General features: G+C 69.5%; 14 protein-coding genes. All 14 read left to right on the forward strand.

Going from position 1 to position 16,650, the window contains the following annotated elements; translation table 11 throughout:
- The first annotated feature begins 33 nt into the window (after positions 1 to 33).
- Genes J8G26_RS09305 through J8G26_RS09370 form a run of 14 tightly spaced genes read left to right on the forward strand, consistent with a single transcriptional unit; the run spans position 34 to position 16,649 of the window.
- Positions 34 to 1,941, forward strand: a complete 1,908-nt coding sequence (locus J8G26_RS09305) for a TonB-dependent receptor (protein WP_210568729.1) — start codon at positions 34 to 36, stop codon at positions 1,939 to 1,941.
- Positions 1,938 to 3,329 (forward strand): cobyrinate a,c-diamide synthase, encoded by a 1,392-nt coding sequence (locus tag J8G26_RS09310; RefSeq protein WP_349238313.1) that lies wholly within the window; start codon positions 1,938 to 1,940, stop codon positions 3,327 to 3,329. Before J8G26_RS09305 ends, J8G26_RS09310 begins: the two co-directional genes overlap by 4 nt.
- Positions 3,326 to 3,931 carry a bifunctional adenosylcobinamide kinase/adenosylcobinamide-phosphate guanylyltransferase gene (locus J8G26_RS09315; protein ID WP_246881318.1) on the forward strand — a complete coding sequence of 202 codons (606 nt, stop codon included), beginning with the start codon at positions 3,326 to 3,328 and terminating at the stop codon, positions 3,929 to 3,931. Before J8G26_RS09310 ends, J8G26_RS09315 begins: the two co-directional genes overlap by 4 nt.
- Positions 3,928 to 4,965: an ABC transporter substrate-binding protein gene (locus J8G26_RS09320; RefSeq protein WP_246881319.1), complete on the forward strand. Its 1,038-nt coding sequence runs from the start codon at positions 3,928 to 3,930 to the stop codon at positions 4,963 to 4,965. Before J8G26_RS09315 ends, J8G26_RS09320 begins: the two co-directional genes overlap by 4 nt.
- Positions 4,962 to 5,990: an iron ABC transporter permease gene (locus J8G26_RS09325; protein WP_210568731.1), complete on the forward strand. Its 1,029-nt coding sequence runs from the start codon at positions 4,962 to 4,964 to the stop codon at positions 5,988 to 5,990. The genes J8G26_RS09320 and J8G26_RS09325 overlap by 4 nt, the downstream gene beginning before the upstream one ends.
- Positions 5,987 to 6,805, forward strand: a complete 819-nt coding sequence (locus tag J8G26_RS09330; protein ID WP_210568732.1) for an ABC transporter ATP-binding protein — start codon at positions 5,987 to 5,989, stop codon at positions 6,803 to 6,805. The genes J8G26_RS09325 and J8G26_RS09330 overlap by 4 nt, the downstream gene beginning before the upstream one ends.
- Positions 6,802 to 7,269 (forward strand): hypothetical protein, encoded by a 468-nt coding sequence (locus tag J8G26_RS09335; RefSeq protein ID WP_210568733.1) that lies wholly within the window; start codon positions 6,802 to 6,804, stop codon positions 7,267 to 7,269. The genes J8G26_RS09330 and J8G26_RS09335 overlap by 4 nt, the downstream gene beginning before the upstream one ends.
- Entirely contained in the window at positions 7,266 to 7,628 is a 363-nt protein-coding gene (locus J8G26_RS09340) for a DUF2149 domain-containing protein (RefSeq protein WP_210568734.1), read from the forward strand. The genes J8G26_RS09335 and J8G26_RS09340 overlap by 4 nt, the downstream gene beginning before the upstream one ends.
- Positions 7,625 to 11,791 carry a cobaltochelatase subunit CobN gene (cobN, locus tag J8G26_RS09345; protein ID WP_210568735.1) on the forward strand — a complete coding sequence of 1,389 codons (4,167 nt, stop codon included), beginning with the start codon at positions 7,625 to 7,627 and terminating at the stop codon, positions 11,789 to 11,791. Before J8G26_RS09340 ends, cobN begins: the two co-directional genes overlap by 4 nt.
- A 29-nt stretch (positions 11,792 to 11,820) precedes the next feature.
- Entirely contained in the window at positions 11,821 to 12,390 is a 570-nt protein-coding gene (gene cobO, locus J8G26_RS09350; protein WP_210568736.1) for a cob(I)yrinic acid a,c-diamide adenosyltransferase, read from the forward strand.
- Positions 12,390 to 13,103, forward strand: coding sequence for a 5,6-dimethylbenzimidazole synthase (bluB, locus tag J8G26_RS09355; RefSeq protein WP_210568737.1), 714 nt, complete (start codon positions 12,390 to 12,392; stop codon positions 13,101 to 13,103). Before cobO ends, bluB begins: the two co-directional genes overlap by 1 nt.
- Positions 13,100 to 14,089, forward strand: coding sequence for an adenosylcobinamide-phosphate synthase CbiB (gene cbiB / locus J8G26_RS09360; RefSeq protein WP_210568738.1), 990 nt, complete (start codon positions 13,100 to 13,102; stop codon positions 14,087 to 14,089). The genes bluB and cbiB overlap by 4 nt, the downstream gene beginning before the upstream one ends.
- Entirely contained in the window at positions 14,086 to 15,150 is a 1,065-nt protein-coding gene (locus J8G26_RS09365) for an aminotransferase class I/II-fold pyridoxal phosphate-dependent enzyme (protein WP_246881320.1), read from the forward strand. Before cbiB ends, J8G26_RS09365 begins: the two co-directional genes overlap by 4 nt.
- Before the next feature lie 38 nt (positions 15,151 to 15,188).
- Entirely contained in the window at positions 15,189 to 16,649 is a 1,461-nt protein-coding gene (locus J8G26_RS09370; RefSeq protein ID WP_210568782.1) for a cobyric acid synthase, read from the forward strand.
- Position 16,650: the final 1 nt, after the last annotated feature.

The raw sequence follows: 16,650 nt of genomic DNA on the forward strand, positions 1-16,650 counted from the left end.
GCCGGCTCGGGTTGTTTGTTGATGATGATTTCTATGAAAAACCGTACCCCTCGTGCGCGCCGTGTGCGCTCTGTTGCGCCGCTGTGCCTGCGCCCCTGCGTGCTGGCTGTCCTGTCTTTGGTGTCCGCCCATGCGGTGCAAGCGCAGTCGCTCGCTGCACCCGTGCTGCTGGCGCAAAACGCACGCATGCCGTCGCTGCAAGACACCGTGGTGACCGCCACGCGCACCGAGCAACCCCTGGCCGATCTGGTGGCCGATGTGTCCATCGTGGACCGCGAAACCATCGAAGGCAGCGGTGCCACGGGCCTGGCCGACGTGCTGGCACGCCTGCCGGGCATCGAGATTTCGCGCAACGGTGGCGTGGGCAATGCCAGCAGCGTTTTTTTGCGGGGCGCCGAATCGCGCTTCACGGCGGTGTATATCGACGGCGTGCGCATTGACTCCCAGTCCACCGGCGGCGCGCAGTGGGAGCAGATCCCGCTGTCGCAGATCGACCGCATCGAAGTGCTGCGTGGCCCGGCCGCTGCGGTCTATGGATCGGACGCGATTGGCGGCGTGATCCAGCTTTTCACCCGCCGGGGCGAAGGCCCCGCCAAGCCCTATGTGGGCGTGGGCATTGGCAATCAGGGCACCCGCAAGATCGAGGCCGGTGTCAGCGGCTCGGCCGGGCAGGACGGTGCGTTCGATTATTCGCTGGGCATTGCGCGCGAAATCAGCGATGGTTTTGACGTCAAGGTCAGCGGTGCCCATAACCCCGACCGCGATGGCTATCGCAGCACCTCTGGCAATGCCCGGTTGGGCTTGCGCATCAATGCCCAGCATCGCCTGGATGCGACGCTGCTGGCCAGCCGCATGAACGCGGGCTATGACAATACCTCCTTCAGCGCGGCCAGGCCCGTAGATGACCGTAGCCTGAACCGCCTGCGCACGGCAGGCCTCGCCTGGGCAGCGCAATGGTCGGATGCCTACAGTACGCGTGTGTCGGTCACCGATTCGGTCAACCGCTACGAAACCACGCCATCGCCTTACCTCACCGAGACCAAGCTGCGTGGCTACCTCTGGCAAAACGATTTGCGCTGGGGCGCCCATCGCTTCAGTGCGGCACTGGAGCGTCGTGAAGACGAGTTGCAGAACGATCCTATCGACCGCAGCCGGTCACAAAATGCGCTTGCGCTGGGCTATGGCTTTAACGCCGGGCGCCATGCCGTGCAACTCAATGCTCGCCATGACTCCGACAGCGAGTTCGGTGGCAAGGACACAGGCAGCGCGTCCTATGGCTACGCATTTGCGCCGCACTGGCGCGCTACGGCCTCGGTGGGCACGGCATTCCGGGCGCCCACGCTGTACCACCGCTTCAGCGAATACGGCGTGGCCACCCTGCAGCCCGAAACCAGCCGCAACGCCGAACTGGGCCTGCGGTATGCGCAAGACCGCAGCAGCTTCTCGGTGGTGGCCTACCGCAACCGGGTTTCCAACCTGATCTCGTTCGCTGGTGCAGGTGCCTGTGCATCCCCGTTCGGTTGCTATGCCAACACGGCCCGCGCGCAGTACGAGGGTGTGACGTTTGCCGGGTCTTACCACCTGTCGGGTGTGCAGCTCCACGGCTCGCTGGACCTGCAAAATCCGCGCGACCTGGACACGGGCAAGCAACTGGCCCGGCGGGCCAAGCGCCATGCCACCCTGGGTGCCGACACGCGCATTGCCGACTGGACTCTGGGCGCCGAGGTGCAGGCCTCGGGGCGCCGTTTCGACACCGTGGCCAACACCAATGTGCTAGGTGGCTATGCGCTGGTCAACCTCTCCGCCAGCACCCGCATTGCCCGCGATTACACGCTGCTGGCCCGTATCGACAATGTGGCCGACAAGGACTACCAGCTGGCCCGCACCTACGCCACACCCGGCCGCACGCTGTATGTGGGCCTGAAGTGGGCTCCCCTGTGACCCTGCGTACCTCCGCCGCTGCCCGCTGCCCGGCGCTCCTGATCGCCGCACCCGCGTCCGGCCAGGGCAAGACCACCGTCACGGCGGCCCTTGCGCGGCTGTATGCGCGCAGGGGCCTTCAGGTGCGGGTGTTCAAGTGCGGACCCGACTTTCTGGACCCGCACTGGCACCAGCTTGCCAGCGGTGCCCCGGTGCACCAGCTCGACCTGTGGATGACGGGCGAGGCCGATTGCGCCCAGCGCCTGCATGCGGCGGCGCATGAGGCCGACCTCATTCTCATTGAGGGCGTCATGGGCCTGTTCGATGGCGATCCGAGTGCGGCCGACCTGGCCCAGCGCTTCGGTGTGCCGGTGCTGGCGGTGGTGGATGCGTCGGCCATGGCTGGCACCTTTGGCGCGCTGGCGTTTGGCCTGCGGCACTACCGCCCGGGCTTGCCGTGGGCGGGCGTGCTGGCCAACCGCGTGGGCAGCGCACGCCATGCCGACATGCTGCAGGCAGGCTTGCGCGAGCCCCAGGAATGGCTGGGTGCCCTGATGCGGGTGACCTTGAAAGCTGATGTGGGCGTTGACGTGGGCGCTGCCCGGGCTGCCGGGGCCTTGCTGCCCGAGCGGCACCTGGGCCTGGTGGCGGCGCACGAGCTGCTGGACAGCCAGCAGCGCCTGGATGCCGCTGCCGATGCGCTGGCGGCCACGCCGCTGGGGCAGATGACGGCCCAGGACCTGCAACGCTGGGCGGTGGATTTCCCCGCGCCCGCGCACACGGCTGCTGTGCCCGCCTTGCTGGCGGGCCGCAGGGTGGCCGTGGCGCGCGATGCCGCGTTCTGTTTCATCTACGCCGCCAATTTGCAGTGCCTGCAGCAGATGCGCGCGCGCGTGGTATTTTTTTCGCCCCTGCACGACGCGGCGCTGCCCGAATGCGACGCCGTGTGGCTGCCCGGTGGCTACCCCGAGCTGCACACCGCGCCAATCGCGGCCAACACCGGCATGCAGGCCAGCCTGCGTGCGCATGTGGCTGCAGGCAAGCCGCTCTGGGCCGAGTGCGGCGGCATGATGGCGCTGTTCGAATCCATCACGCTGGCCGACGGCAGCATGGCCCCGCTGTGGGGGTTGCTGCCCGGCCGCGTGACCATGCAAAAGCGGCTGGCGGCGCTGGGGCCGCAGCAGCTGGACGTGGCGGGGCACACCCTGCGCGGCCACACGTTTCACTATTCGACCAGCGACAGCAGCGCCACCGTGGTGGCCCGCACGACCCGGCCGGATGAAGCGCCCGCGCCGGATTTTGGCGAGGTGCTGTACCAGCAGGGCAGCATCCACGCCAGCTACTTTCATGCGTGGTTTCCGTCCAGCCCCGAGGCTGTGGCCCATCTGCTCGGCGCAGTGCCCGTATGACCATGCCGCACGTACCCATCACCACCGAACTCATCCTGGGCGGGCAAAAAAGCGGCAAGTCGCGCCGCGCCGAGCTGGTGGCGCGCGACTGGCTCGCGCAATCGGATGAACACCGCGCTGTGCTCATCGCCACGGGCCAGGCCTGGGATGACGAGATGCGCGAGCGCATCGCGCGCCACCGGCGCGACCGCGCCCTGCGCGTGCCTGGCCTGCGCACCATCGAAGAGCCACGAGATCTGGCCGCCGCCGTTGCGCGGCACAGCGCTGCCCACACGCTGGTGGTGGTGGACTGCCTCACGCTGTGGCTCACCCACTGGACAATGCCTTTCGGTGTGGAAACTATGAATATTGAGCAAAAACAGGCTCTAGCCCATATATGGCAAGCGCAAGCAGCTATGTTTTTGGAAGCGATCAGGCAGTCCCCCGGGCCCGTGGTTCTGGTGGGCAACGAAATCGGTCTGGGCGTCATCCCGATGGGACGCGAAGTGCGTGCCTTTGTCGATGCCCTGGGCACACTCAACCAGCAAGTGGCGCAGTTGTGCCCGCGCGTCACCCTCATGGCCGCCGGGCTGCCATTGACTTTGAAAGAACCCCGTTCATGAAACCGACTCCCGTGCGCCGCATCCTGTGGGTGATTGCGATTCTTATTGCGCTGGGCTTGCTCATGGCCGGGCTGGCGCAGGCGCAGGCGCAGCCGGTGCACATCACCGATGACCGGGGCCGCGCGGTGGCGCTGCCGCGTTCGCCCCAGCGCATCGTGAGCCTGCTGCCCTCGCTGACCGAAAGCGTGTGCGAATTGGAGCAGTGCCACCGCCTCGTTGGGGTCGACCGCTATTCCAACTGGCCCGACGCTGTGGTGGGCAAGCTGCCTAAAGTGGGCGGCGGGCTGGACCCGAGCATCGAGGCTGTCGTGGCGCTCAAGCCTGACCTGGTGCTCATGTCCGTCAGCTCGCGCGCCAGCGACCGGCTGGAGGCGCTGGGGCTCACCGTCGTGGCGCTGGAGCCCAAGACGCATGCCGATGTGCGCCGCGTGCTCGGCACCGTCAGCGACCTGCTCGGCGTGCCCCGCGCCCAAGGCTCCGACCGCCTCTGGCGCGTGATCGATGCGGGTGTGCAGGCGGCGGCGCAGTCGCTGCCACCCAGGGCCAAAAATGCGCGCGTGTACTTCGAGGTGAGCCGCGGGCCTTATGCGGCGGGCGAGGCATCTTTCATCGGCGAATCGCTCACCCGGCTGGGGGTGCGCAATGTGGTGCCCGCATCGCTCGGGCCTTTTCCCCGTCTGAACCCCGAGTTCGTGGTGCGCGCCAACCCCGACATCATCATGATCGGCAACCGCAGCATGCAGGCCATGGTGCCGTACCCCGGCTGGGCCAGCATGCGTGCGATCCAGGGCAACCGGCTGTGCGTGTTCGGCCCCGGCGACTCCGACGTGGTGGTGCGCCCCGGCCCGCGCATGGCCGAGGCGGCCCGCATCATGGCGCGCTGCCTGGTGGAGAAAGCTCCCCCTGAGTCGCCTGCGGCGCCTTCCCCCTCAGGGGGACGCACCCAGTGGCCTGGCAAAGCCAGTTCCACGGGTGCACTGGCCTCGGCCGTGCCTGTCGCAGCCGCTGCCAACATTGGAAATAGCGACAAGTGAATTCGTCCACCAATTACGTCGGGCAAAGCCGCCGTGCCGCATGGTGTGCCGCTTGGCTGTTGCTCGCCAGCGCCGTGCTGGCCCTGTGTGGCGCCAGCGTGGGCAGTACGGGTTTTGACAGCGTGCTGCGCATGCATGGCGACCCCGTGGCCTGGCAGATCGTGTGGGACATCCGCCTGCCGCGCACGCTGGGTGCGTGGCTGGCGGGCGCGCTGCTGGGCCTGTCGGGCGCGGTGGCGCAGGGGTTGTTTCGCAACCCGCTGGCCGACCCGTACCTGCTGGGCAGTGCCTCGGGCGCGGCACTGGGCGGGGCGGTGGCCATGGCGCTGTTTGGCGTGTCACCGGTGGCGGCGCAGTGGCTGGCGCGCATTGGCATCACGGGCATGGCTTTTCTGGGCGCGGCGGGGGCGGTGGTGCTGACGCTGATCTTGGCGCAGGGCGTGCAGCACACACTGCGGCTGCTGCTGGCGGGGGTGATCGTGGGCGTGGTGCTGGGCGCGCTGCGCGACCTGGTGGAGCTGGCCTCGCCCGACATCCTGCAGGCCATGCAGGCCTTCATTCTGGGCAGCACCGCCTTTGTGGGCTGGATGGCCTGCCTGCTCATGGCCGTGGCCTGGGGGTTGTGCTCGGTGGTCGCCTGGATGCTGGCGCGCGCACTCGACGGCCTCACGCTGGGCGAGGCCACGGCCGCCAGCCTGGGCCTGCCGCTCATGCCCATGCGCGTGGGGCTGGTGGCCGCCATGGCGCTGGCCACGGGCACGGCGGTGGCGCAGACGGGGCTCATTGCCTTTGTCGGGCTGGCCGCGCCGCACCTGGTGCGCTCCATCGTGCGCGTAACGCACGAGCGGCACATCGTGCTCGCAAGCCTGATGGGCGCCGTGCTGCTGCTCGCGGCCGACATCCTGGCGCGCTGGCTGCTGGCGCCGCAGGAGTTGCCGGTGGGCGTGCTCACGGCGGCGCTGGGCGGCACCTACCTGCTGTGGCTCATGCACCGACGTACGTCGTCGCAAGGCAGTTTGCTATGAGTTCAATAGCTATCAGCGCTTGCCAGATAAGCGCCAGCATCGGAAATCGCTTGATATTGCAGGGCATTGACCTGCAACTGCCCGCCGGGCGCTGGACCAGCATCGTCGGCCCCAATGGCGCGGGCAAGTCCACCTTGCTCAAGGTGCTGGCGGGCCTGCTGCCGCGTGCTGCGGTGCAGGGCGAAGTGCAGCTGCTGGGCCGCCCGCTGGCGCAAATCCCTGCGCGCGAACGTGCCCGGCAACTCGCCTGGTTGGGCCAGAACGAAGGCTCGGCCGACGACCTCACGAGCTACGACGTGGCCATGCTGGGCCGCCTGCCGCACCAGCCCTGGCTGGCCCCGCCCAGCGCGGCCGACCATGCCGCCGTGGAACAAGCGCTGCGCACCACGCAGGCCTGGGACTGGCGCCACCGCCCGCTGTCGCAGCTGTCGGGCGGCGAGCGCCAGCGCGTGCTGCTGGCCCGCGCCCTGGCCGTGCAGGCGCAGGTGCTGCTGATGGACGAGCCCCTGGCCAACCTCGATCCGCCGCACCAGACCGACTGGCTGCACACCATGCGCGCGCTGGTCCTGGCTGGCGGCACGGTGGTCAGCGTGCTGCACGAGGTGTCGCTGGCGCTGCAGGCCGATGACATGGTGGTAATGGCGGCGGGCCGCGTGCTGCACCACGGCGCCTGCAATGCGCCATCCACCCACGCAGCGCTGGAGCAGGTGTTTGACCACCGAATCCAGGTGCGGCACATGGAGGGCATGTGGATGGCGTTGCCATCGCTGCAACGCAAGAACAACAACCAAGAATCTCAGGGAGTGAACGGATGAACATCGAAGCGGGTTTTTCGCAGGTCGCGCAGTCATTGCTGTGGCCCGTGCTGGTGCTGGTGGGGCTGGCGTTTGTCTACGCGCTGTGGATGGGGGGCGCCACGCTCATGGAGGCCTGGCAACGCTGGCGCCAGCCGCAATACCGCTCGCTGCGCGTGGCGCCTGGTTCGTCGATGGAAGAGCTGGAGCTGCAACTGGTGCGCCAGGTGGAGCCCGTGCGCCTGCTCAGCCGCCTGTCGCCCATGCTGGGGCTGATCGCCACCATGATCCCGCTCGGCCCTGCGCTGCAGAGCGTGGCGGCGGGCAACGGCCAGCAGGCGCTGGCCGTGTTCAGCGGCGCGTTTGCAGGCGTGGTGCTGGCGCTGGCCGCCGCGTCGGTGGGCCTGGTGGTGTACTCGGTGCGCCGCCGCTGGCTGCTGGCCGAGCTGCTGGTGGTGCGCAAGGAACGCGGGGTGGCGCAATGACTTTGAAGCACCTGAATGTGCTGGCCGAGGACGACGACGACCCGATGCTGTCCGCCGTGAACCTGGTGGACGTGTTCCTGGTGCTCGTGGTGGCGCTGCTCACGGCCGTGGCCGTGCAGACCCAGACCAGCGCCAACGAGAGCGTCACCATCATCCGCAACCCCGGCCAGCCTGACATGGAGGTGGTGGTGCGCGAGCAGGGCAAGGAAGTGCGCTTCAAGGGCGCTGGCAGCGCAGCGCAAGGGCAGGGCGTGCGCGCGGGCGTGGCCTACCAGCTCGAAGACGGCAACATCGTCTACATCCCCGAAACCGGTGCGGGGCCTCAAGACGCGGGCACGGCCAAGCCCGCCAGGCCATGAGGGCATGGACCCTGCGCGCGGCACTGTGGTGCCTGCTGCTGATGACGCCCTGTGTGCAAGCTGCGCAGGCTGCGCCGGTGTTGCTGTGGCTGACGTCCGACATCACCACCGCCCCGCGCACGGCCATGGTGCAGCGCCTGGCCACCGAGGCGGGCCTGGGCTTTGCTCACATCGACTACCCGCTGGGTGGCCCGGCGGTGCTCGACGTGGCACAGGCCCAGAAGCTGGAGCGTGCATTGGCGGGCGCTGCGCTGGTGTGGGTGGATGCGCCCCATGCCAGCGTGGAGGCACGCCTGCGCCGCATGGCGGGACCGGCATTGGACGCCCGTGCTGCCCGCTCGCCAGGCCGCGTCGTCTGGGTGCCTGCGGGCACGCCCGCTGTTGACCTGTCTGCGCTGGATGCCCCCGCCCGCATGGTGGCCTACCTGCAGGCGGGCGGCCCGCGCAACCTGCACAGCGCCATCGCCCTGGCGCGCGCCACCGTCGCGGGTGCTGCCATGCCAGCCTTGCCCGCGCCCGACATCCTGCCCGCCCGTGGCATCTACCACCCCGACGCGCCCCGCCTGCTGCCCAACGCCGCCGCGCTGGAGGCCTGGCGCCAGGGCCACCCCGCGCTGCGCAGCCTGCCCGCCGTGGCCGTGCTGGTGCACCGCCACCATTTTGTCGATGGCAGCACGGAATGGCTCGATGCCTGGCTGCGCACCTTCCGCGCGCAGGGCCTGTTTGCCTATGCGGCCTTTGGCCAGCAGATCACGGCGCACACGCTGGCCGAGGTGCTGGAGCTGCCCCCCGAAAGCGGCACCGGCCCCGGCCGCCTGCACGCCTCGGCCCTGGTACTGCACCAGCTGGTGCCCCAGGCCGCTGCGCTGCAGCCGCTGCTGGCCCGCTGGGGCGCGCCCCTGCTGGGCACGCAGCCTTACCGCGCGGGCGATGCCGCTGCCTGGGAGGCAAGCGCAACGGGGTTGTCGCTGTCCGACGTGCCGTTCTATCTGGCGCAGCCTGAGGCTGCCGGTGCCATCGATCCGGTCTTGGTCACGGCCCACGGCGCCGAGGGCCGTGACTTTCGCCTCATCGAACGCCAGGCCCAGGCCGTGGCGGCCAAGGCGCGGCGCTTGATCGCGTTGCAGACCCAACCCGCCGCCGACAAGCGCCTGGTGGCTATGGTCTACAACTACCCCCCGGGCGGCACCAACTTTGGTGCCTCGTTCCTCAACGTGCCGCGCAGCCTGGAGCAGGTCTCTGGCGGCCTGGCCCAGGCAGGCTATCGCACCGAGCGTGTGCCCGAGCAGGGCTGGATCGATGGCCTGAAGCCGCTGCTCGCCGCCTACTACCCCGGCGCCGATGTACGCGCGCTGCTGCAAAACGGACAGGCCGCCGCGCTGCCGCTGGCGCGTTATGAGCGGCACCTGGCCACGCTGCCGAAGGCCGTGCGCGAGCGCATGAACGCGCACTGGGGCGCACCCGAAAAGAGCCGCTACGTGGTCGAGTGGCAGGGCGAAAAGGTATTCGCCATCCCGCGCCTGCAGGTGGGCCAGCTGGCCGTGCTGCCCCAGCCCCCGCGCGAGGAAACCCTGCGCCTGGGCCAGAACCCTTTCATGCACAAGTCCAAGGCGCCGCTGTCGCACCATTACCTGGCCGTGTACCTGTGGGCTCAGTTGGAGGCCGATGCGCTGATCCACTTTGGCACCCACGGCACGCAGGAATGGGCGGGTGGCAAGGCGCGTGCGCTGGATGTCCACGACGATGCGCTGCTGCCCCTGGGCGACCTGCCCGTGGTCTACCCGTACATCGTGGACAACCTGGGTGAGGCCCTCACGGCCAAGCGCCGCGGCCGCGCCGTGCTGGTAAGCCACCGCACGCCCGTGTTCGCCCCGGCAGGCTTCGAGGCGCGCATGGCCCACATGCACGAGGTGATGCACGAATGGGAGACTGTGGACGAAGGCCCCACGCGCCGCGCGCTGGAAAAGCAGCTGGTGGCGCAGTTTGTGGAGCACCAGCTGCACCGCGACCTGGGCTGGAGCGCTGACCGCATCGCGGCCGACTTCAGTGGTTTCCTGGAAATCCTGCACCCCTACCTGGACCAGCTGGCGCAGAGCGCGCAGCCCAAGGGCCTGGCTGTGTTCGGCCGCGTGCACGCGCCAGAGCAGCGGCGCGAGACCATCCTGCAGGCGCTGCGCAAGCCGCTGATCGAGGCACTGGGCGAAGACATCGACGAGGCCTTTTTGATCAAGCACGATGCCGTGCTGGCCGCACGCCCCGCGCGCTGGCTGGAAGTGGCTTTGAAGGACGCCGAGGCCGCCAGCGTGCTGGACCTGCGCCCCGCGCTGCCCGACACGCAGCCCGCGCAGGACGGCTTGGTGCGCGCCGCAGACTACGTGCCCAACCGCGCTGCCCGCAAGCCCATCGACACGCCCGCGCTGCTGCAACTGGCCCAGCGCGCGCAAGAGCTGGAGCGCCTGCTGGCCACCGAGGGCGAGATGCCGGGCCTGCTGGCCGCGCTGGAGGGCCGCTACCTGCCCGCCGCCTACGGGGGCGACCCCATCCGCAACCCCGACAGCCTGCCCACGGGCCGCAACCTCACGGGGCTGGACCCGAGCCGCTTGCCCACACGCCAGGCCTATGCCGTGGCGCAGACGCTGTTCAACGACTGGTTCAAGGACTACCAGGCGCGCCATGGCGGCCAGTCGCCGCAGCGCATGGCGCTGTCGCTGTGGGCGGGCGAAACGCTGCGCCACCAGGGCATCATGGAAGCCCAGGCGCTGGTGGCGCTGGGCATGCGCCCGGTGTGGGACGACGCGGGCCGCCCGGTGCGCGTGGAGACCATCGCCGCCGACGAGCTGAAACGCCCGCGCGTCGATGTGCTCATGAGCATCACCGGCTCGTACCGCGACCAGTTCCCTGCGCTCATGGCGCTGCTCGACCGCGCCGTGGCACAGGCCGCCACGGCCGAGCCCGGCAATGTGATTGCGCGCAACACCGAGCAGATCGGCCAGGAGCTGCGCCAACAAGGCGTGCCCCGCGCGCAGGCCGAGCAACTGGCGCGTGTGCGCGCGTTCGGCAATGCGGCGGGCGACTATGGCACCGGCCTGTCGGACGCGGTGCAGAGCGATGGCCTGCAGACCAACGATGCGCGCCTGGGCCAGATGTTCCTCGAACGCATGAGCCAGCCTTATCTGGATGGCGAGCCCGTGACGGGGATTGCGGGCGGCACGGCTGCAAAGGCGCTGGGCGCGCATTTGCGCCGCACCGACGCCGCCATCCTCTCGCGCAGCTCGCACCTGTACGCCATGGTCAGCTCGGACGACCCTTTTCAGTACCTGGGTGGCCTGTCGGCCGCAGCCCGCGTGGCCGGGCGAGCGCAGGGGCTGGAGTTGCATGTGGCCCAGCTGCAGGATGCCGGCGAGCCCACCACCGAGACCGCGCAGCGCGCCATTGCACTGGAGATGCAGTCGCGCTACCTGCACCCCGGCTGGCTCCAGGCGCAAAAGGCCGAGGGCTATGCGGGCACGCTGCAGGTGCTCAAGGCCGTGCAGTTCGCCTGGGGCTGGCAGGCCGTGGCGCCCGACACCGTGCGCAGCGACCATTGGCAAAGCTTCTACGACGTGTTGGTGCGCGACAAGCACCAGCTGGGCCTGCCCGAGTGGCTCAAAGAGCATCCGCAGGCCTACGCCCAGTCGCTGGAGCGCCTGGTGCAGGCGCAGCGCCAGGGCTATTGGCAGGCCGATGCCGAGACGCAGAAACAGCTCGCGCAGATGTACCAGGAACTGACGCGCACGGCGCCGCTGGCGGCCGAGCTGCCCAGCGTGCGCCGCTGGGTGGAGCAGGCCGTGCAGGGCGCCGCCCCTGCACCCGTCGGCGTGGCCGTGGCCACGCCGCGGTTGCCTGCGGCTGCGTTGGCGCAGCCCGCGCCACTGTCCGCCGATCTGCCTGCACCACCGCCCCAGGCCAACCTCCATCCGGTCGCGCCCGATCTGCCCGCCATGGGCGTGCTGCTGGAGCGCCAGCCCGAGCGCGAAGCCACAGTGACCGAAATCACGTTGTTGGAGCGCATGGCTGGCATCGTGGCGCTGCTGGTCATGGCCCTTGTGGTGCTCGCTGGCGCTGCCTGGCAGGCCCGCCGCCCATCTTCCCTGTCCCCAAAGCCGCAACGGGCCGCGATGTGACGCCCGACCACTCTGAAAGAATGAACGCCATGCAAATTGAAACACCTCCCACCGAGAAGCGCTATGAAAAACCCGAGGGCGAGCGCCGTGGCCTGGTGATCGTCAACACCGGCGATGGCAAGGGCAAGAGCACTGCAGCTTTCGGTCTGGCGCTGCGTGCCCATGGCCGCGGCAAGTCCGTGAAGATCTTCCAGTTCATGAAGGTGCCCACGGCGCGGTTTGGCGAGCACCGCATGTTCGAGCAGATCGGCATTCCCATCGAGGGCCTGGGCGACGGCTTCAGCTGGAAGAGCCAGGATCTGGAGCACTCCGCGCAGCTGGCGCGTGACGGCTGGGAGAAGGCGCGTGCTGCGATTCTGTCGGGTGATTATTTTCTGGTGGTGCTCGACGAGATCACCTACCCACTCATCTATGGCTGGCTGCCGCTTGAGGGCGTGCTGCAAACGCTGCGCGACCGGCCTAAAGATGTGCATGTGTGCCTGACCGGCCGCCGCTGCCCGCCCGAGATCATCGAGCTGGCCGACACCGTGACCGAGATGCAGCTGGTCAAGCACGCTTTCAAGGCGGGCGTGCCCGCGCAGCGCGGCATCGAGGACTGATGGTGACGGCGGTGGAGGGCGCAGGCAGCGCCAACCATTCCTCCCTGGCCTTTGCGCCCGGCGATGCCCGGGCCGTGTACCGGGCGATCTTTGAACGGCGCGACATGCGCCACTTTGCCGGTGGCCAGGTGGCGGACGAAACCCTGCGCCGCCTGCTGCAGGCCGCCCACCATGCGCCCAGCGTGGGCTTCATGCAGCCGTGGCGCTTCGTGCGCGTGACCAACGCCGCATTGCGCCATCAGTTGCACGATCTGGTGGAGCAGGAACGCGTGCTTACGGCCCGCGCCTTGGGCGAGCGCGAGGACGAATTCATGCGCCTGAAGGTGCAGGGCCTGCTGGATGCCGCCGAGGTGCTGGCGGTTTCGCTGGCCGATGGCCGCGAAAAGCACATCTTTGGCCGCCGCACGCTGCCGCAGATGGACCTTGCCTCGGCCGCCTGTGCCATCCAGAACCTGTGGCTGGCGGCGCGCGTCGAGGGTCTGGGCATGGGCTGGGTGTCGCTGTTCGACCCCACCGCCGTGGCCCGCGTGCTGCAGTTGCCCGAGGGTGCCGAGCCGATCGCCTTGCTGTGCCTGGGGCCGGTGCAGGCGTTTTATGCCGAGCCCATGCTGGCCCAGGCCCGCTGGGCCCAGCGCCAGCCGCTGCAGGCGCTGGTGTTCGACAATGCCTGGGGCCAGGCCAGCAGCCTGTTCCCGGAAGGACCAACGCCATGAATCTCGAAGCGGTAGGGATGTTGCCCCATTCCATGGGGGCGGCGCTGCTGGGCGCGGTGGCGCTGCTGCTGGCGGTGTGGCTGGACCGCCTGGTGGGCGAGCCGCCCGCGCGCGCGCACCCCGTGGTGTGGATGGGGCAGGTGCTGCGCTGGTGGGGCGAGCGGCTTGCGCCGCTGGCGCCCAGGTCGGCCGATTGGAAGTGTTTTTGGGCTGCAGCGCTTGTCTGGTGTGCGCTGGCAGCTATGGTTTTTGTAATCTTCTGGGGTCTGCAATGGGCCGCGCTGCAACTGCACTGGGTGCTGGCGGCGGCGCTGATGGCGCTGCTGCTCAAGCCCTTGTTTGCCTGGCGCATGCTGTGCGACGAAGTGCTGGCGGTGGAAGATGCTCTGGCCCGCTCGCTGCCCGAGGGGCGCGAGCGCCTGTCGCGCCTGGTGAGCCGCGATGTGGCGCAGCTCGATGCATTGCAGGTGCGCGAATCGGCCATTGAATCGCTGGCCGAAAACCTCAACGACTCGGTGGTGGCGCCGCTGTTCTGGTTTGCGTTGCTGGGCCTGCCCGGCGCCGCGCTGTACCGCTTTGCCAACACGGCCGATGCCATGTGGGGCTATCCGGGCATGCGCGGCGGCCGTTACTGGCAATGGGCGGGCAAGTGGGCCGCCCGCGCGGACGATGTGCTGTCGTGGCTGCCCGCGCGCATCACGGCGCTGCTGCTGGCGCTGTCCGCACGGGGCCTGCCGCTGCGCACCCTGGCGCGCCAGGCGCGCAAAACCCCCTCGCCCAACAGCGGCTGGCCCATGGCGGCGATGTCCATGGCACTGGGGGTGCGGCTGGCCAAGCCGGGCGTTTATGTGCTCAACAGCAAGGGCCGCAAAGCCGGACCGCTTGACACGCGGCGCGCGGAAAAGCTGGTGTCCACGGTGGTGATGGCGCTGGTGCCGCTGGCGGCGGTGGTTCGCTGCCTGGTCGTGGTGGCGACCGGCGCATGACCAACGTGGTGGCGGTGTTGCCCATGCATGGTGGCCCCGATGCGGCGGGCGTGCCGCTGCACGATTTTTCGACCAACAGCAACGCCTGTGGCCCGTGCCCCGAGGCGCTGCACGCCGTGCAGGCGGTCGACGCCACGCGCTACCCCGACCCGGCCTACGCCGCGCTGCGCGAGGGTCTGGGTGCTTTTCATGGCGTGCCCCCGGCGCGCATCGTGCTGGCGGCCAGCGCCAGTGAATTCATTCACCGCATTACCGCGCTGGCGGCGCATCAGGGTGCGGTGCAGGTGGCCGTGCCCGCGCACAGCTTTGGCGACTATGCCCAGGCGGCACAGGCGCGTGGCCTGGCATGGGTGCGGGGTGGCGCCGCCGCCGCTGCGGGTTTGCAATGGGCCTGCGAGCCCTCCAGCCCGCTGGGCCACGCCGACCCCGTCGCGCGCACATGGCGGCAGGGCGCCACCGCACCGGCGCTGCGCGTGCTCGACTGCGCTTATGCACCGCTGCGGCTGGACGGGGAGGGCGCTTGGACGGGCGCGCCCGCGCAGCAGCTGCCTCCGGCCTGCTGGCAGCTGTGGACGCCCAACAAGGCCCTGGGGCTGACGGGCGTGCGCGCGGCCTACGCCGTGGCGCCTGCTCACGCTGATGAAGTGGTGGGCCATCTGAACGCCCTGGCCCCCTCGTGGCCCGTGGGAGCGCATGGCGTGGCCTTGCTGCAGGCGTGGGTTCAGCCCACGGTGCAGCAGTGGCTGGTGCACAGCCTGGGTAGCCTGCGCGACTGGAAAGCGCGCCAGCAGGGGTTGTGTGCGGAGTTGGGCTGGCAGGTGCAGCCCGGCAGCCTGGCCAACTATTTCTGCGCCCTGCCCAATGGCTCCCATCCGCCGCAGGCCTTCGCGCACATGCTCGACGGGCTGCGCAATGCGGGCATCAAGCTGCGCGACTGCGCTTCCTTCGGCTTGCCGGGGCAAGTGCGGCTGGGGGTGCTGCCACCCGCCTCGCAGGATGCCCTGGCCGCCGCGTGGCGCGCCATGGTGGCACCCCTTCCCCACCAGAAAGACATGGCATGACAACGACTGTTTCGGGCCGCCCCCTGGCCCGCTGCGTGATGGTGCTGGGCACCACCAGCGGCGCCGGCAAAAGCTGGCTGACCACGGCGCTGTGCCGTTACTACGCCCGCCAGGGCCTCCAGGTGGCGCCGTTCAAGGCGCAGAACATGAGCAACAACGCGCGCGTGGTCGAGGGCATCGACGGCGCCTGGGGCGAAATCGGCAGCGCCCAATATTTTCAGGCCCTGGCCGCGCGCGCCCGGCCCGAGGTGCGCATGAACCCGCTCTTGCTCAAGCCCGAGGCCGACACGCACAGCCAGGTGGTGCTGATGGGGCAGGTGAGCGCCGAGCTCACGGCCATGCCCTGGCGCGGCCGCAGCGAAAAGGTCTGGCCGCAGATTGCCGCCGCGCTCGATGCCTTGCGCGCCGACAACGACGTGGTGGTGATCGAGGGCGCGGGCTCGCCCGCCGAGATCAACCTGCACGCCAGCGACATCGTCAACATGCGCGTGGCCCGCCATGCGCAGGCGCGCTGCCTGCTGGTGACCGACATCGACCGGGGCGGCGCGTTTGCGCACCTGTATGGCACCTGGGCGCTGCTGCCCGAGGATGAGCGTGCACTCATCCACGGCTTTGTGCTCAACAAGTTTCGCGGCGATGCCAGTTTGCTGGCGCCCGCGCCGCAAATGCTGCAACAGCTGACCGGCGTGCCCACCGTGGCCACCATCCCCATGCAATGGCGCCATGGTCTGCCGGAAGAGGATGGTGTGTTTGATGACCGCACGCAGGCCGCTGGCGCGGTGCATACCACCATTGCCGTCATCGCCTACCCGCGCATCAGCAACCTTGACGAGTTCCAGCCGCTCAAGAACATGCAGGGCGTGCGCCTGCGCTGGGCGCGCAGCCCGGCCGATGTCGCGGGCGCTGACTGGATCGTTTTGCCCGGCTCCAAGGCCACGGCGGCCGACCTGGCCTGGCTGCGCGCGCAGGGGCTCGACAGCGCCATTGCCGCGCACGCCGCGCGCGGCGGCGCGGTGCTGGGCATTTGCGGCGGCCTGCAGATGCTGGGCGAGGCGCTGATCGACCCCGAAGGCATCGACGGCAACGGCCCCGGCCTGGGCCTGTTGCCGCTGGTCACGCTGTTCGAGCCCGCCAAAACGGTGCGCCACACCGAGGCGCGCTTTGGCCAGCTGTCGGCCGGGCCGTGGGCGCAGCTTGCGGGCGTGCCGGTGGCGGGCTACGAAATTCACCACGGCCAGACGGCGCAACACCCGGCCATGGCGGCCCAGGGCGACGTGGCGCGCGCGGTCATTCCCGGCCTGGCCTGGCAAAACCGCGCCGGCAATGTGCTGGGCCTGTATCTGCACGGCCTGTTCGAAGACGCGGCGGCCCTGCAGGCGCTGTTTGGCACGCCTGGCGACGCACCCGTGCGCACGCTCGATGCCGTGTTCGACGGCCTGGCCGATGCGCTGCAGGCGCACTTTGCGCCGGGCGTTTTGCAATCCCTGATCCATCCCTGAG

Source organism: Acidovorax sp. JG5 (assembly GCF_017939685.1).
Lineage (GTDB): Bacteria > Pseudomonadota > Gammaproteobacteria > Burkholderiales > Burkholderiaceae_C > Acidovorax.

Excerpts from the sequence above, each read along its gene's own strand:
- J8G26_RS09330 (WP_210568732.1), top strand. The coding sequence starts at position 5,987 with ATGAGTTCAATAGCTATCAGCGCTTGCCAGATAAGCGCCAGCATCGGA.
- J8G26_RS09365 (WP_246881320.1), top strand. The coding sequence starts at position 14,086 with ATGACCAACGTGGTGGCGGTGTTGCCCATGCATGGTGGCCCCGATGCG.
- cobN (WP_210568735.1), top strand. The coding sequence starts at position 7,625 with ATGAGGGCATGGACCCTGCGCGCGGCACTGTGGTGCCTGCTGCTGATG.
- J8G26_RS09335 (WP_210568733.1), top strand. The coding sequence starts at position 6,802 with ATGAACATCGAAGCGGGTTTTTCGCAGGTCGCGCAGTCATTGCTGTGG.
- J8G26_RS09305 (WP_210568729.1), top strand. The coding sequence starts at position 34 with ATGAAAAACCGTACCCCTCGTGCGCGCCGTGTGCGCTCTGTTGCGCCG.
- cbiB (WP_210568738.1), top strand. The coding sequence starts at position 13,100 with ATGAATCTCGAAGCGGTAGGGATGTTGCCCCATTCCATGGGGGCGGCG.
- J8G26_RS09370 (WP_210568782.1), top strand. The coding sequence starts at position 15,189 with ATGGTGCTGGGCACCACCAGCGGCGCCGGCAAAAGCTGGCTGACCACG.
- cobO (WP_210568736.1), top strand. The coding sequence starts at position 11,821 with ATGCAAATTGAAACACCTCCCACCGAGAAGCGCTATGAAAAACCCGAG.
- J8G26_RS09340 (WP_210568734.1), top strand. The coding sequence starts at position 7,266 with ATGACTTTGAAGCACCTGAATGTGCTGGCCGAGGACGACGACGACCCG.
- bluB (WP_210568737.1), top strand. The coding sequence starts at position 12,390 with ATGGTGACGGCGGTGGAGGGCGCAGGCAGCGCCAACCATTCCTCCCTG.
- J8G26_RS09320 (WP_246881319.1), top strand. The coding sequence starts at position 3,928 with ATGAAACCGACTCCCGTGCGCCGCATCCTGTGGGTGATTGCGATTCTT.
- J8G26_RS09315 (WP_246881318.1), top strand. The coding sequence starts at position 3,326 with ATGACCATGCCGCACGTACCCATCACCACCGAACTCATCCTGGGCGGG.